Origin of the sequence: Microcystis aeruginosa FD4 (assembly GCF_009792235.1) — a bacterium.
Classification (GTDB): Bacteria; Cyanobacteriota; Cyanobacteriia; order Cyanobacteriales; family Microcystaceae; genus Microcystis; species Microcystis viridis.
This window is the reverse complement of record NZ_CP046973.1, coordinates 1,049,621-1,065,238: the sequence shown is the minus strand read 5'-3', so window position 1 is coordinate 1,065,238 and position 15,618 is coordinate 1,049,621. Positions and strand designations below refer to the sequence as shown.

The 15,618-nt window shown below is 44.5% G+C and carries 13 protein-coding genes; 6 read left to right on the top strand and 7 right to left on the bottom strand.

The features are described 5' to 3' along the window. Nucleotides 1-347 precede the first annotated feature (347 nt). Nucleotides 348-899, top strand: coding sequence for a LabA-like NYN domain-containing protein (locus tag GQR42_RS05410; protein ID WP_002764933.1), 552 nt, complete (start codon nt 348-350; stop codon nt 897-899). A gap of 111 nt (nt 900-1,010) precedes the next feature. On the opposite strand, the gene GQR42_RS05405 is transcribed toward GQR42_RS05410, so the two are convergent. Next, nucleotides 1,011-2,186, bottom strand: coding sequence for an esterase-like activity of phytase family protein (locus tag GQR42_RS05405; RefSeq protein WP_158199195.1), 1,176 nt, complete (start codon nt 2,184-2,186; stop codon nt 1,011-1,013). A gap of 37 nt (nt 2,187-2,223) precedes the next feature. Here GQR42_RS05405 and GQR42_RS05400 point away from each other — a divergent pair, with 37 nt between their 5' ends. Both GQR42_RS05400 and GQR42_RS05395 read left to right on the top strand, forming a co-directional pair. Continuing rightward, the gene (locus GQR42_RS05400; protein WP_158199194.1) at nt 2,224-3,411 is read left to right on the top strand and encodes a tetratricopeptide repeat protein; all 1,188 of its coding nucleotides are present in this window, start codon (nt 2,224-2,226) and stop codon (nt 3,409-3,411) included. A gap of 228 nt (nt 3,412-3,639) precedes the next feature. Next, nucleotides 3,640-4,692, top strand: coding sequence for an LOG family protein (locus GQR42_RS05395; protein ID WP_158199193.1), 1,053 nt, complete (start codon nt 3,640-3,642; stop codon nt 4,690-4,692). Nucleotides 4,693-4,695: 3 nt separating this feature from the next. On the opposite strand, the gene GQR42_RS05390 is transcribed toward GQR42_RS05395, so the two are convergent. Beyond that, on the bottom strand, nt 4,696-5,085 hold the full coding sequence (locus GQR42_RS05390; RefSeq protein WP_002733765.1) for a hypothetical protein: 390 nt from the start codon (nt 5,083-5,085) through the stop codon (nt 4,696-4,698). Between the two features lie 160 nt (nt 5,086-5,245). On the opposite strand from GQR42_RS05390, the gene queA reads away from it, so the two are divergent. After that, on the top strand, nt 5,246-6,343 hold the full coding sequence (gene queA, locus GQR42_RS05385; RefSeq protein ID WP_158202394.1) for a tRNA preQ1(34) S-adenosylmethionine ribosyltransferase-isomerase QueA: 1,098 nt from the start codon (nt 5,246-5,248) through the stop codon (nt 6,341-6,343). A gap of 448 nt (nt 6,344-6,791) precedes the next feature. Here the strand turns inward: queA and GQR42_RS05380 are convergent, their stop codons facing one another. Continuing rightward, nucleotides 6,792-6,935 (bottom strand): high light inducible protein, encoded by a 144-nt coding sequence (locus GQR42_RS05380; RefSeq protein WP_002734821.1) that lies wholly within the window; start codon nt 6,933-6,935, stop codon nt 6,792-6,794. A 272-nt stretch (nt 6,936-7,207) separates the two neighbouring features. Here GQR42_RS05380 and GQR42_RS05375 point away from each other — a divergent pair, with 272 nt between their 5' ends. Next, nucleotides 7,208-8,770, top strand: coding sequence for a B12-binding domain-containing radical SAM protein (locus GQR42_RS05375; RefSeq protein ID WP_158199192.1), 1,563 nt, complete (start codon nt 7,208-7,210; stop codon nt 8,768-8,770). Between the two features lie 40 nt (nt 8,771-8,810). Here GQR42_RS05375 and GQR42_RS05370 read toward each other — a convergent pair whose 3' ends face one another. From GQR42_RS05370 to ilvB, 4 genes are all read right to left on the bottom strand, one after another. Beyond that, nucleotides 8,811-9,257 (bottom strand): molybdenum cofactor biosynthesis protein MoaE, encoded by a 447-nt coding sequence (locus GQR42_RS05370; RefSeq protein WP_158199191.1) that lies wholly within the window; start codon nt 9,255-9,257, stop codon nt 8,811-8,813. 165 nt (nt 9,258-9,422) lie between these two features. Then, nucleotides 9,423-10,319: a 50S ribosomal protein L11 methyltransferase gene (prmA, locus tag GQR42_RS05365; protein WP_158199190.1), complete on the bottom strand. Its 897-nt coding sequence runs from the start codon at nt 10,317-10,319 to the stop codon at nt 9,423-9,425. A 443-nt stretch (nt 10,320-10,762) separates the two neighbouring features. After that, the gene (serA, locus tag GQR42_RS05360) at nt 10,763-12,340 is read right to left on the bottom strand and encodes a phosphoglycerate dehydrogenase (RefSeq protein ID WP_158199189.1); all 1,578 of its coding nucleotides are present in this window, start codon (nt 12,338-12,340) and stop codon (nt 10,763-10,765) included. 256 nt (nt 12,341-12,596) lie between these two features. Next, nucleotides 12,597-14,450: a biosynthetic-type acetolactate synthase large subunit gene (ilvB, locus tag GQR42_RS05355; protein ID WP_158199188.1), complete on the bottom strand. Its 1,854-nt coding sequence runs from the start codon at nt 14,448-14,450 to the stop codon at nt 12,597-12,599. A gap of 342 nt (nt 14,451-14,792) precedes the next feature. On the opposite strand from ilvB, the gene bioD reads away from it, so the two are divergent. Next, nucleotides 14,793-15,455: a dethiobiotin synthase gene (bioD, locus tag GQR42_RS05350; RefSeq protein WP_158199187.1), complete on the top strand. Its 663-nt coding sequence runs from the start codon at nt 14,793-14,795 to the stop codon at nt 15,453-15,455. Nucleotides 15,456-15,618: the final 163 nt, after the last annotated feature.

The window sequence follows — 15,618 nt, the reverse complement described above, 5'->3', positions numbered from 1 at the left end:
ATCAAAATGACCTAATTACTGTACAATCCCCCTATTATCACTTTTAATTATTCCGAAACTATTATCTAGTTTGTCTCCTAAGTGGGTGGGTGGAATTAAATATAAGATGAACGTAGGTTGGGTTGAAGCATGAAACCCAACGCCCGATTATGTTACGAAGTGCGCTAACCCATCCTACAAATAATTGTGCCTCCCTACTTAGACAAAAAAGCTAATTTTTATTTTAGTTGCTATCCTTTTGCTCTCAAATCACCGCTATTCCCCAAAGAATAGTAGTTTTCCCCCGTAAAATTACTAAAAAGTAGTTTTATAGTTAAACTCTATAAAAAATTAGGTATGTATTTTGTATGACAGAAGCCGGTCTTTGTCATTGTAATGGTGGCGGCCGTCCGAAAGATCGCCTTTCGATTTTTGTGGATGGCAATAATATGTTTTATGCTCAACAAAAAAATGGTTGGTTTTTTGACCCGCGTAAGGTGTTAAATTACTTCACCAACGACCCGAATATTATGTTAATTAATGCCTTTTGGTACACGGGTTTAAAAGATTCCCAAGATCAAAGAGGTTTTCGCGATGCTTTAATTAGTTTGGGTTATACAGTGAGAACAAAAATTTTGAAAGAATATTATGATGATAGTTCGGGTCGTTTTTCCCAGAAAGCTAATTTAGATATCGAAATTGTCGTCGATATGTTTAATACCGTCGATCAATACGATCGAGTGATTTTATTTAGTGGTGATGGCGATTTTGAACGAGCGATCGAACTATTGCGCTCTAAAAATACTCATATTACCGTAGTTTCTACGGAAGGGATGATCGCTAGGGAATTGCGAAATGCTACCGATCGCTATATTGACCTGAATGATATTCGCAAAGATATCGAAAAAAGTGATTATTAATCGGCTGTTTTGTCTTTAAACCGGCTATTTATCCTATTTTTCTTTATTGGTAGTCCTCACCCCAAACCTTCTCCCAGAAGGAGATAGGTGAGGCAATTAACCATCTCTTGTTTATTGTTCCTTGAGTCGAAAGAGTAAAAACTGATTGACCTGATTCGGATTAAAATTATCATCACTGACCAAAATCAAAGAGCGACTACCATCAGCTAATCTTGGACCGAGGGTCATTGCTTCTAAATTATCTAAATCAATCCCCAAAGTCCCTAAATCTAGTAATAATTTTTTCCGCAAGGGTTGCACCTGTAAAGCTTCTAATTCCCCCGGTATTCTGGCGATTTTCGAGGTATCGGTGGCACTCCCATTAACTACCTGAAATAGTTTCGCTCCAAAACCTTCTAAACCAAAAGTTCGCTCTAAACTGAGAAAATAACCCTCTTTTTCTAAAGCTAATAATTCCGTTAAACCATAGGAACTAGCCGTATTAGGTGGCTCATCTAACACATACAATTGTTCTGATACTAACACAGGCGAACCAATCGGATCGATCACATAATGAAGAAGTCGCACTCTGAGATTTTCTGCTCTTTTTCCCGTGGGACTATCTTGAATTAAAGCGTTTTCTGTGGCAGTAAACAAACGAAAAGGATCCTCTTTGAGAGTGCTGGTAATCCCTAAAGTTAAGGATTCAAACCCTAAATTATCCTGTATTCCTTTTTGATTGCTATCATCCGGTAAAAAGCGATTAGGAATTAACAAAGACTCCTTTAATTGTCCCTGCAAATCAAATTCAGCAATAAAAGGAGCAATTCCCTCTTTAACCGCACCTTCACTGGAAATAAACAAAGTTTGTCGGGGCGAAAAAGCGATACCTTCCGGATCGATCGATCCCTTTTTAAACGTTTCTCCCTTGCCATCTTTTAGGAACGTGACTGCCTCTAAATTCACTTTTTCGATTTTTTGATCATTTATCTGCAAACTAGCCCGATAAAAGCGGGCCGGAGCTTTCTGAGAACGATCATCACTGAGGAGATAAAAGCGGTTATTGCTGCGATCATAGGTAATTGCCGATAATCCCCCCACCCTTGTGTCTTGATAATCCGCTTGTGGTAATTGATATTCTCCCAAAAACTCGACCGAGAGGGGTAGAAACATTCGTTGTTCTGCCAAAACTTGTGGGGAGACACCACAGGCAGCCAGACTAAAGGTTACAATTAAACTAGCAATTAAACCCAAAATTGGGAAACGAAAATTTTCGGCAGTCAGTCTCTTATAGAATCGATCGATCACAAAATATCACCCTCTACTACGCTCCTATCAATCTATTATGCTACGTTTTTCTCTCAGTTTATGGCTCTGTTTGATCGGTAGTTCCCTTCCTCTCCTAGCACAAACAGAAACCCCTGCAGCCAATCCCCTCGAAACTCCCCTACAAAGTCCTTTATTACCCGCAATCGATCGCCCTTTAACTCCCTTAGAGCGTCGTCAACTGCTATTATACATCGATCGACGCGATGCTGAAGCTCAAGCTAAATACGATGCGGGATTAAATGAGGAAGCTTTTCCCATCTGGTATGAAGTGATTAAATTAAATCGTTATTTAGGGGCAAAAGAAGAAGTAAAATCTTTGGGAAAAGTGGGGTTAGCAGCTTGGAATCGAGATCGAACTGAGGATGTTAAATTAATTACTAATCGTTTAAAAGCTCTGCAACAAACCGCAGAAACTAACCAGAATATGGATGAGGAATTATTAGCATTATTAGGTACATCCTATCAACAGGTACGAGCTTTTAACGAGGCGATAATCATCTATGATAAAATCCTAGCTAATGCCAGACAATCTGGCGATAACACAGCAGTAGAAGCAACTTTAAATCAACTTGGTCAAATTCATTTATCTCGTTTTGATTATCAAAAAGCCGCCCCAGTTTACGAGGAATTATTAACTATTTCTAAGAGGCAGAATAATTCTTTAACTCAAGGAATTTATTTGCAAAGACTAGCAGAAATTTATCGAGAATCTTTGCAACCAGCTAACGCAGTAAAAATTAAAGAAGAAATAGCTGAAACCCAGATCAGAAATCAGCAAATACAGTTAATCCCCGCTCTAAAAATTCAAATTGGTTTAGATTATCAAGCTTTAAAAGATGCAAATAAAGCCAGCCAAAACTTTCAAGAAGCCTATTCTCTCGCTTTTGCTTTACAACAGTACGGCACCGCAGGAGAAGCTTTAAATAAGTTAGCAGAACTTTATAAAAGTTATCAACAGGTGGATTATGCTTTACAAATCTATCAAGAATTAATTAAAGTCCATGAATTGGGTTATAATTATTACGGTTTAATGAACACCTACGATCAAATCGGTCAAATTTATCTAGAGAGAAAAAATTATCCCCAAGCTTTACTAGCTTTCCAAAAAGGTGCGGAATTAGCCCAAGCTATCCGTTATCGTGAACAATATTTTCAAACCCAAATCACCCAAATTAATCAAGCAATAAATAATCCTGAACAGTGATCTTTACATCTTTGAATAGTTAACTAATGGACAGAGAAATGGGGAAATGGGGAAATGGGGAAATGGGGGAATGGGGGAATGGGGGAATGGGGGAATGGGGAAATTCAACTAAAACCCTAAAACCCCAACACCCTAAAACCCCAACACCCTAAAACCCCAACACCCTAAAACCCTAAAACCCTAAAACCCCAACACCCTAAAACCTAAAACCCAAAACCCAACCCACCAATGGAAAATTCCTATTCTCAATTAACCGAAGACTTACTGAAATTGGTGCAACATTTGCCCCACTTAAAAGATGGCAAATGGATTCAAAGATCTCTAGAAGCAATAGTCAGAATTGCCGAGGAGGAAATCGATCGCCTGGATTGGAAAATTTTAACCTACGCGATCGAAGATCTAGAAAAGGGATTTCAGGTATTTTACCCCTACCGTCACATTCGTAAACTGACCATTTTTGGCTCGGCACGCATCAAACCCGACAGCAGTGAATACCGTCTGGCAGTGGAATTCGCTCGCTCTATCAGTCAATACGGTTTTATGGTGTTAACCGGCGCTGGGGGTGGCATCATGCAAGCGGGGAATGAAGGCGCTGGACGGGAAAATTCCTTCGGATTAAATATTCAGCTACCCTTTGAACAGGGGGCTAATCCCTATATCATAAATGATGCCAAATTAATCGATTTTAAATATTTCTTTACCAGAAAACTATTTTTTCTGCGGGAAAGTGACGCAGTAGCTTTATTCCCTGGCGGTTTCGGTACGCAAGATGAGGCCTTTGAAACGCTTACCCTCTGTCAAACCGGTAAATACGGACCTGCACCCCTAGTATTAATTGATGAGCCTGATGGGGATTACTGGCAAACTTGGCAAGAACAAATTAGTGAAAATCTGCAAAAAAGAGGGCTGATATCCGCCGAAGACCGGAATTTTTATACAATTACCAACGATCTAGACCACGCTTGTCAAACAATTCGCCACTTCTATCGGGTGTATCACTCCAGCCGTTTTGTGGGAGAATCCTTTGTTATTCGTCTTAATCACGAACTAAGCGGGGAACAGATCGAACAAATTAACCAAAACTTCGGCGATATCCTAGTTAAGGGGAAAATCGCACCCAGTCAAATTCTAGAACGAGAGAGTCGGGATTCCAGCCACCATTTACCCCGTCTAGTTTTTTACTTCAACGGCAAGAGTTACGGACGCTTGTATCAATTAATTGATCACATCAACGATTTGAGTCCTGTAGTTGCCCTAGAAGAGCATCCCGAAAGAAAATAAACCCTAGGCTAGAGTTTCCGGACAGTATCCTAAACCCTTAGTAAATTGTTGCCGAAAAGCCTCTATATCTTGCTGATCCGGGGTACCATGGGACACGATCGCCACTTGGTAACGACGCATAACATCAATAGGAGATTGTCCCGTTTCCAAACTCCAAAAAACCATCTGGAGACGCATTTCCGGTTGATAGGGAATCCCTAACTCATTCATGTAGGCGCGAAAATCACCGTGTTGGCAAGGAGTGAGCATTTGATTAAACTTTACCTTGACCACCCAACCGTTAATCTGATGGATAACCGTCATCACGGAGGAGGGTAGATGAGTCATCGAGCGCAGGTATTCGGTGACTCGTAGCGTTAGACTAGCGTTAGCAAGAAAATAGAGATAGTCCATATTGGCCGCTGGGATGTTGGCTAACAGTCACGATTAGTGTTATATCTCTAGTCTGACGATAAACCGTTCCAGATACCAAGGGGAGAAATCCCCGATTTAGTGAAGTTCGCCTGGGTAGGATTACCCAACTTTTGCGAAGATTTTTATGATGGTAATGACGATGATCCCTGACCAATTACTCTCCAGCTACGATTATCACCTTCCTCCGGAGTTAATTGCCCAAAATCCCGCAGAACCCCGGGATAGTTCCCGTCTTTTGGTGGTAGATTCTCCCAATAGTCATAATTTAGCTATTTTTCGGGATTTACCCACTTGGTTAGAGTCGGGGGATTTGCTGATTTTCAACGATACCCGCGTGATTCCGGCCCGTTTATTTGGACGTAAAACCACGGGCGCACCCATAGAAATATTACTATTAGAAGAACAAGATGACCATCGTTGGTTATCCCTAGTGAAACCGGGAAAACGCTTTAAAGTCGGTTCAGAAGTCCTTTTTTATCCGAAAACAGGGCCGACGGAAGACAAAGAAAAATTATGGTTAGCGAAAGTAATCGCTCGAGATCTGAACACCGGTGGTCGTCTGCTGGAATTTCAACCTCATCCCGGACGCAGTTTTTGGGATATTTTGGCGGAGTACGGTCATATTCCTTTCCCCCCCTACGTCACGGAATCAGAGGCGGAAGAAGACCGTTATCAAACAGTTTACGGTTATAAACAGGGTTCTGTGGCCGCTCCCACGGCTGGACTACATTTTACTCCCGAATTATTCCATAAGCTCGCCCAGAAGGGTATAGATACCGCCTATATCACCCTTCATGTGGGAGTGGGGACTTTTCGTCCCGTGGAAGTGGAAAATATTACAGAACACCTAATGCACCAAGAATTTTTGCAAATTTCCGCCGCAACTGCCGAAAAAATCGCAGAAACAAAAGCTAGAGGTGGCCGGATTATCGCTGTGGGAACCACGGTAGCTCGCGCCTTGGAAGGGGCAATTAAAGAAAGTAAGAGCGATAAATTAACCGCTTTTCAGGGAAAAACGAATTTATTTGTCTATCCGGGTTATCAATGGCGGGTTATCGACGGCATGATCACTAATTTTCACCTACCCAAGTCCAGTTTGATGATGTTAGTCAGTGCCTTAATCGGACGGGAAAGACTACTGGCATTGTATCAGGAAGCTATCCAAGAGCGTTTCCGTTTCTATTCCTTCGGTGACGCTATGTTAATCCTACCCAGCGCTCGCAGCATCAATCAGTAATCAGTAATCAGTAATCAGTAATCAGTATTCAGTATTCAGTATTCAGGAGACGGGAGACAGGAGACATTCTTCCCTACACCCTACACCCCACACCCTACACCCCACACCCTACACCCCACACCCCACACCCCACACCCTACACCCCACACCCTACACCCCACACCCTACACCCCACACCCCACACCCCACACCCCACACCCCACACCCCACACCCCACACCCTACACCCCCACTTCCCACTTCCCCATCACCCCATCTCCCCACTTCCCCATCCCCCCGCACCCTACACCCCACACCCCACACCCCACACCCTACACCCTACACCCCACACCCATCCCCCATCCCCTATCCCATATCCCCCAACTTAAAAAGGGAAAGAGCTATGCTCCTCCCCTTTTTTTGATAATTTATTCAAGTTGATTGTAGATGCACAGCAATCGAGGCTGAAATTACATTAAGCCCAATTGAGCAAGGATGCCTTTGTGGGTTAAGTATTCCGTAGCTACGCCAATAACGAAACCGAGCATGGCTAAACGACCATTCCAGTTTTCAGCGAAAGCGGTGAAGCCGAGTTTGTTTTCTTGCTTATCCATGGTGAATTGCCTTCCTATAAGAAAATTGCGTTTAAGTCAAGTGCTTGATATTTAATGTAACATAACTTTCCAGACTATGCAACATTTCTTTACATAAATTTTCTTAATGTTGACCATAAACTTTTATGGGGGTAGGGTCAAGGGTTGGCATGGCGGCCGAAAATCAAGCCTGATCTTAGTTCTAGTAAACAACGGTTTTCCCATCCCTGACCGAAAAAGATTACAATCAAGCGAAAGGTCAAGAATCGATCGCCGTCGAGCGAGGAGTGAATATGCGTGCCTTACTGATTTATCCCGTTTTTCCGCCGACTTTCTGGTCCTATAACAAAATTCTGGAATTAGTTGATCGCAAAGTCTTACTTCCTCCCCTAGGTATGGTGACGGTGGCGGCGATTTTACCGCAGGAATGGGAATTTAAACTGGTCGATCGCAATATTCGGGCGGTGACAGAAGCAGAATGGGACTGGGCCGAAATAGTGATTCTTTCCGGCATGATTGTCCAACGTCAAGATTTAATCGAGCAAATTCACGAAGCCAAGCAACGGGGTAAACTGGTGGCTGTGGGGGGTCCCTATCCCACTTCTATCCCCCACGAAGTGGCTGAGGCCGATTTTCTGATTCTCGATGAGGGAGAAATCACCATCCCGATGTTTGTGGAAGCATTGGCAAAAGGAGAAACTAAAGGTGTTTTCCGCACCACAGAAAAACCCGATGTGACAATTACCCCGATCCCCCGCTACGATCTGCTCGATTTTGAAGCTTATGATTCCATGTCGGTACAATTCTCGCGGGGATGTCCCTTCCAGTGCGAATTTTGCGATATTATCGTTCTCTACGGTCGTAAACCCCGCACCAAAACCCCCGCACAACTATTAAAAGAATTAGATTATCTCTACGAATTAGGTTGGCGCCGGGGCGTGTTCATGGTGGATGATAATTTTATCGGTAACAAGCGTAACGTTAAATTACTCCTCAAAGAATTAAAAGTTTGGCAAGAAGAACACCAGTATCCTTTCCGGTTTAACACGGAAGCATCGGTAGATTTAGCCGCCGATCCCGAATTAATGGAAATGATGGTTGATTGTTATTTTGATGCGGTCTTTTTAGGCATTGAAACCCCCGACGAAGAAAGTTTACAATTAACCAAAAAATTCCAAAACACCCGTAGTTCTTTAACCGAGACGGTAGAAAAGATTATTAAAGCTGGATTGCGCCCTATGGCGGGATTTATCATCGGTTTTGATGGCGAGAAAAAAGGTGCGGCCGATCGCATTATTAATTTTGTCGAAGAAGCGGCCATTCCCACGGCTCTATTTGGAATGTTACAAGCTTTACCGAATACCGCCCTATGGACTCGCTTGGAAAAAGAAGGACGACTACGATTAACGGGGAAACAGGACATTAACCAAAGTACCCTGATGAATTTCGTTCCCACCCGGCCGATCGAAGATATTGCCACAGAATATATTGAAGCCTTCTGGACATTGTACGATCCGGAGGTATTTCTTGATCGCACCTATCGCTGTTTCTTGAAATTAGGCGCACCTAAAGCTAAACCTGCCTTTAAACTGCCTCGCCGGGCTGATCTCTATGCCCTAGCGGTAATTATCTGGCGACAGGGCTTTAAACGTTCCACTCGCTGGAAATTCTGGCAGAATTTATTCGGTATTTTGCGCCATAATCCCGCCAATGCCGAACACTATATCACTGTCTGCGCCCACAACGAGCATTTCCTGGAATACCGTCAGATTGTTCGGGATGAGATTATGGCACAATTAGCCGAATTCCAACGCCAAGAGGCATTAACATCGGAAAAAACCGCGATAGCGGCCTAATTATTCCGAGGATGGGTTATTTACCCATCCTGAACGCCATTTATTGATTTTCCAGTTCACAAGCGCCAATACTAACCCATTGACTAGAACCATCAGACCAGTATTCTTTTTTCCAGATAGGGGCATTATGCTTGAGACTATCAATAGCATAACGACAGGCTGCGAAAGCTTCCCCCCGATGGGGACAACCCACCGCTACTAAGACGCTAATTTCACCGATTTGTAGCTTACCGGTGCGATGGTGAATGACAACTCGATTGGTATCGGGCCAAGTTTGCCGAATTTGCCGAGCAATTTGCCGGAAAACTTCGATCGCCATCGGTTCGTAGGCCTGATAATCAAGATAAATAACCGGTTTACCGTCGGTTTGCTCCCGTACAGTCCCACTCATTAGTACAATAGCACCATTAGCCCCATCATCGGCTAATTGATATACTTCCTGCAAAGATAAGGGAGCAAAACTGATGCGAAAACTATCTTGAGTCATGGATGCTTTTTCAGTAAACAGTAATCAGTAATCAGTAAATGGTAATCAGTGAAGTGAAAAGACAGCACTGTTAATGCCATTTAATACTCCTCACTTGATACCGCTCACTGAAAACTCAAATCTGATAACTGATCACTGATAACTGATTCAAGGCTGACAGCTATATTAATCTACAGTGCGGCGAATTTGAAGACAACACCATTCTTGACGTTTCCACAGGGCAGCCACTGTCCAGCCTTGGGGTTCTAAAATATCTGTAACTGCTTGTGCTTGGGTAACGAGGAGGCCGCTTAAAATTCCCCAAGTGGTGGGTTTTGCCAGACGGGTGATTGCGGGCATTAAAGCGATAATTGTCTCGGCTAAAATATTACAAACGATGCCATCAACACCATCGGGAATTAATTCTAATAACTCCTCGACACTACCCTGATTAATAGCCAAATTTTCGGGGTTAATCTCGTTGAGATGGCGATTACTGCGCGTCGCATTCACTGCCAGCGGATCTGTATCAACAGCATAAACTTTTTTGGCCCCCAATAAAATCGCCCCGATCGCCAGTATGCCGGAACCACAACCAATATCGGCGATAATTTGATTCTCTGGATGGCTACTTAAACGCATTTCTAGGGATTCTAGACATAATTGGGTGGTGGGGTGCGTTCCTGTGCCGAAAGCGGAACCGGGGTCAATTTTAATCACCAATCTCTGGTTATTTTCCGGGGGATTTAACCAAGCGGGACAGATCAAAAAGCGATCGCCGATTTCGCTAATTTGCCAATGTTGTTTCCAACTGCTGGCCCAGTCTTCCTCGTCGATTAACTGCCAATGGCTGACAGGTTCAGAAAAACCTAAAATCAAAGCATCCTGCTTTAACCAGAGGCTTAGTGCCTCTAAATCGGGCAATTGCGCTTTAATTTCTGGTATATAGGCCTTAACCTCTAAAGAGGATTGTTTTTTAGCAGTGGCCGTTCCCGAACAGCCAAAATTTTCCAGTCTCCAGAAAACCGTTTCTTCGAGACTAGGTTCGCACAAAACCGTAATTTCCCACCAACTATTAGACATATATTCAGTTATCCGTGATCAGGGATCAGTTATCAAATTTGAGTTTTCAGTCAACAGTATTAAGTGGCAAGTGCGGAGCTTTGGCTCTTCTGGTTTTTGTGTGAAAGGAAGAAGAATAGGGATAATTTGGGTGCATCTCAATTTTGTCGAAATATCTAGAGGACATTTTGGGCGCACGCGGTGCGCCCCTACCATTGGCGCAATCATATTATTGTAGGGGCGAATTGCATTCGCCCTCTTTGAATAACTGCTGCTGCTCACCATAGGTGAGGGAAAGTCATAAATAGGAGATGCAGCCGATAATTTTCGGGAAATATAGTCTTTAAAGCCTTGTCTGGCAAGACTCCTACGAATGATAAGCACCGATTATCACACAAAGTCGAGGAGAGCCGAGCTTTCTTTTCACTGATTACTGATTACTGTTTACTGATAACTGATTTAACCTAGAGTTTTACTGTATAAGCATCACGGATACCGGGGACTTTAGTAATTTCCGAGAGAAGACCTTCCGGTAGAGGATCATCGAGACTCAGGGCCATAACTGCATCACCGCGAATAATTTTGCGTCCTACCTGCATACTGGCGATATTGACATTAAAACTGCCTAAAAGTGCGCCAATTTTGCCGATAATACCGGGCATATCTTGGTGAAGGGTGAATAACATATGATTACTCGGTGGCACGTTAATTGGGAACTCATCGAGGTCAGTAATGCGGATTTCTCCCGTACTTAACAGCGCTCCGGTGACGGAATGGGTCCCCATGGAACCATTGGCTTCCAAATGAATCGATCCCGAATAGTCGCGGGTCGAAGCATCACGGGTTTCGATTACCCGGATACCGCGTTCCTTAGCTTCGATCGCCGCGTTAACATAGTTTACCCGTTCCCGGAGAGCTTGGGAAAGTAAACCCTTAATTGCCGCCACCACCAGAGGTTGACTGTCTTTAGTGGCCAATTCTCCCTGTAAACGGACATTTAACGAGTCACAGCGACCTCCTGCCAACTGGCTAACGAGATTCCCCATAGTTTCCGCTAATTGCAGGTAAGGGCGCAGTTTTTCCATAACATCGGGAGTTAGTCCGGGGATATTAACGGCCGAACGCGCTGGCAAACCGAGGAGGACATCGCGAATTTGTTCGGCCACATCAACAGCTACACCCACCTGTGCTTCCGTAGTCGATGCACCTAGGTGGGGAGTGAGAATGACGTTAGATAATTCTCTTAATCTAGATTCGCCTAAGGGTTCCTGTTCAAATACATCCAAGGCTGCCCCAGCAATTCTACCGGATTCGAGGGCTTCAATTAAAGCCAATTCATCGATAATGCCGCCTCTGGAACAGTTAATGATGCGGACCGTGGGTTTCATCTTAGCGATGGTTTCCCGACCGATGAGATGCTGGGTTTCGGGAGTTTTCGGGACGTGGAGGGTGATAAAATCGGACTCAGCAAAGAGTAGTTCCAGATCCACCAGGGTGCAACCGAGTTGATCGGCGCGTTCTTTGGAAATAAAGGGATCGTAGGCGAGAATTTTCATGCCTAGGGATCTAGCCACTTTGGCGACGTGGGAGCCAATTTTCCCTAAACCGACGACTCCTAGGTTCTTTTTATAAACTTCTGTGCCGATAAAGCGATTTCTTTCCCATTTATTCGCTTTTACCGACTGATTGGCATCGGGAATATGACGGGAGAGGGATAACATCATGGCCAAGGCGTGTTCGGCAGCGGCGATCGTGTTACCTTCGGGAGAGTTAACGACAATAATACCCTGACGAGTGGCCGCAGGAACATCGATATTATCGACTCCTACCCCTGCGCGGCCGATAATTTGCAGTTTGCTGCCCGCTTCGACAATTTCTTTGGTGACGCGGGTACTGGAACGGAGCATCAGTGCGTCGTATTCGGGGATAATTTGAATGATTTCCTCGGCAGATAGTCCTGTTTTCACGTCCACTTGGGCAACCTGTGACAGAATTTCTACTCCTACCGGATCGATCGAATCGGATACCAGAACTTTGGCCATAATCTTTATAACGTACTTTATTTCAGTCTACGGGCAAATGCTTGACCAATATTGGGATCTAGCAGCAATAGCCCATTTTAGAAGCAAAGGGTGCAGTCTAGGGCAAAATTAGCAAAAAGATTTTAGGTTGTCGTCAATGGTGTTGATTTCAGCCTCTTGTCTTTGTAACTGAGAGCTTGTCAATTTAATCACAGCCGCAAGCGAAAAACCTCCGTTATACTTAACGGAGGCTAGATAATTAATTAACAATTTTTGGCTACAATTTCGCCCCACATTCAGGACAGAATTTATTATTCCAATTGTTAACTGCACCGCAACTGGGACAATCGAGCATTTCACAACCCCCGGTGACAATTTTCGGTAAACCAATCATACGGGCATTACTTTGACCGGGGGCGACCATGGGATAACAATTTTCCTCTTTAGTCACGATCGCATTGACCAAAACTGGACCATCGTGGGCCAACATTTCGGCAATTTTTGCGGCTAATTCCTCTCGATGGCGAATAGTAATCCCTTTCATGCCGTAAGCTTGGGCTAACAGTTCCACATCCGGCATTCCCACTTCCATATTGGAATTAGAATAACGTTCCCCATAGAAAGCTTCTTGCCATTGACGTACCATACCCTGCCAACCATTATTAATAATAATCGTCTTGGCATGAATATTAAATTGCGTTAGGGTGCCTAATTCCTGTAGATTCATTTGGAAACTGGAATCACCACTAATACAAATGACCTCCTCATCGGGAATCGCCACCTTCACCCCCATCGCAGCCGGTAAACCGAAACCCATCGTCCCCAATCCCGCGCTAGAAATCCAACGTCGGGGTCCATTTTTGAGGAATTGGGCCGCCCACATCTGATGCTGGCCCACATCGGTGGTATAGTAGGCGTGGGGTGCTTGACGACCCACTTCAACGATCACTTCTTGGGGGGAAAGTCTGCCTTCCGGTCGAGGTACTTGCAGGGGATAATCTTGTCGCCAGCGATCAATCTTGGCTAACCAAGCTTGGGTGCGATCGGAATTAGTGGGATAATCAAATTCTCTGGCTTTTTGGAGTATTTGTTCTAAAACCACCCGCACGTCCCCGACAATCGGCACGTCAGGGGCGCGATTTTTGCCCACTTCGGCGGGGTCTATATCCACATGGATTACCTTAGCTTTCGAGGCGAATTCGTCCAATTTCCCCGTTACTCGGTCATCAAAACGAGCGCCGACGGCAATTAATAAATCACACTCGGTCACGGCAAAATTAGCGTAGGCAGTGCCGTGCATTCCTAACATTCCCACCGAGAGGGGATGATGTTCATCAAAAGCACCGATCCCCATTAACGTGGTGGTAACGGGTAACTGAAAACGCTCGGCCAACTCGGCAATTTGGGCGTGGGCATTCGCTGCGATCGCACCTCCGCCAACGTACAGTAAAGGTTTTTCGGCGGTTTCCAAGAGGTGTAAAGCGGCCTCGATTTGACGGCGATTGCCCTTAACCGTGGGACGATAGCCAGTTAGTTTCACATCTCCCGGTTCGACGGGGATATAATCACATAGTTCTAAACCGACATCTTTGGGAATATCGACTAAAACCGGTCCCGGTCGTCCTGTACTGGCGATATGGAAAGCCTCAGCGACGATTCTCGCTACTTCGCGGGCATTCCTAGCCACATAGGAATGTTTAACAATCGGGAGAGTAATACCATAAATATCGGTTTCTTGGAAAGCATCGGAACCGATGGCTGCCCGGCTGACCTGACCGGTGATAATCACCATCGGGATGGAGTCCATGTGTGCGTTAGCGATGCCTGTCACCAAATTGGTCGCCCCGGGGCCGGAAGTGCCGAAACAGACTCCCACTTTGCCGGTGGCCCTAGCGTAGGCATCGGCGGCATGGGCGGCCGCTTGTTCGTGGCGCACTAAAATATGTTGTAATTCTCCCCGTTCTTCAAAGCGGTAGAGTTCGTCATAGATGGGCAGGATCGCACCACCGGGATAACCGAAGATGTGCTTAACACCATGACGTTTGAGACTGTCCATCAAGGCATAAGCCCCAGAACAACGCTGGGGAACCGTTGTTAAAGAGTCATTGGGCTTGGGAAGTGATGAAACCACAGGGCAAACCGTCCAATTTCTAACTAGAGGGATAATTGCAATTCTGTTGCCTAGGATGCAACTTGAAAAATAGCAAAATTGATAACCTTATACTTTTAGTGTATTCCATCTCACCTTTTTGGCCGCAGTTTTTTTTCTTTTTGCATCTTATCCATGCAATATCTGAGAAGTGGGGTGATGGGGAAGTGGGGTGATGGGGAAGTGGGGTGATGGGGAAGTGGGGTGGTGGGGTGGTGGGGTAGTGGGGTAGTGGGGGGATGGGGAAGTGGGGAAGTGGGGAGAAGGGAGATAAGATGATAAATATTGGTGATTTTACCTGATCTTGACTTAGCCTGGGAGTTTATGAATAGTCTTTTGATTACGGCTACGGATACCGACGCGGGTAAAACCGTTGTCACCACTGCTTTAGTGGCTTATTGGCAAAAATACTATCCGTCGAAGGCCCTGGGGTTGATGAAATTAATGCAAACGGGTCAAGGCGATCGAGAATGGTATGAGGGTTTATTTCAGGGTCAATTAGAAATGATCACACCGCTGCAATATCAAGCACCCTTAGCGCCTCCTGTGGCTGCTGATTTGGAAGGTCGAGATATTCCTTTAGGGACGGTGTGGCAAGCTCTGCTAAACCTACAAAAAAGCCAAGATTTGGTTTTAATTGAGGGTTTAGGGGGTTTAGGTTGTCCTGTCACCCACGAGCTAACTGTGGCGGATTTAGCGGCTCAATGGCGGTTAAAAACCCTTTTAGTGGTGCCGGTGAAATTGGGAGCGATTTCCCAAACGGTGGCTAATATTGCCCTAGCAGAGCAGAAAAAGGTGAATTTGGGCGGAATTATCCTTAATTGTCTTGAACCGCGCACTGAGACGGAGATAGAGCAGTTAACACCGATCGATTTAATTCAATCCTTGACTAATTGTCCAGTTTTAGGTGTTTTTCCCTTTATCGAAGATCGTCGGGATTTGGATAAATTGGCCTCGGTGGTAGCTAGTTGGCCAGAAATTATTTAGAGCAGGAAAACCTAGCAGATTTTGTAATTTTTGTCAAGAAATATTTGTTAAATATATATTATTTCTGATAAAAATATATAGTTATTGGGAAAAGTTTAAATTCTCAGGCAAAAATACAAAGTCTTATGAAAATTCTTGAAAAATTGTTTCAAAACTCAAAAAA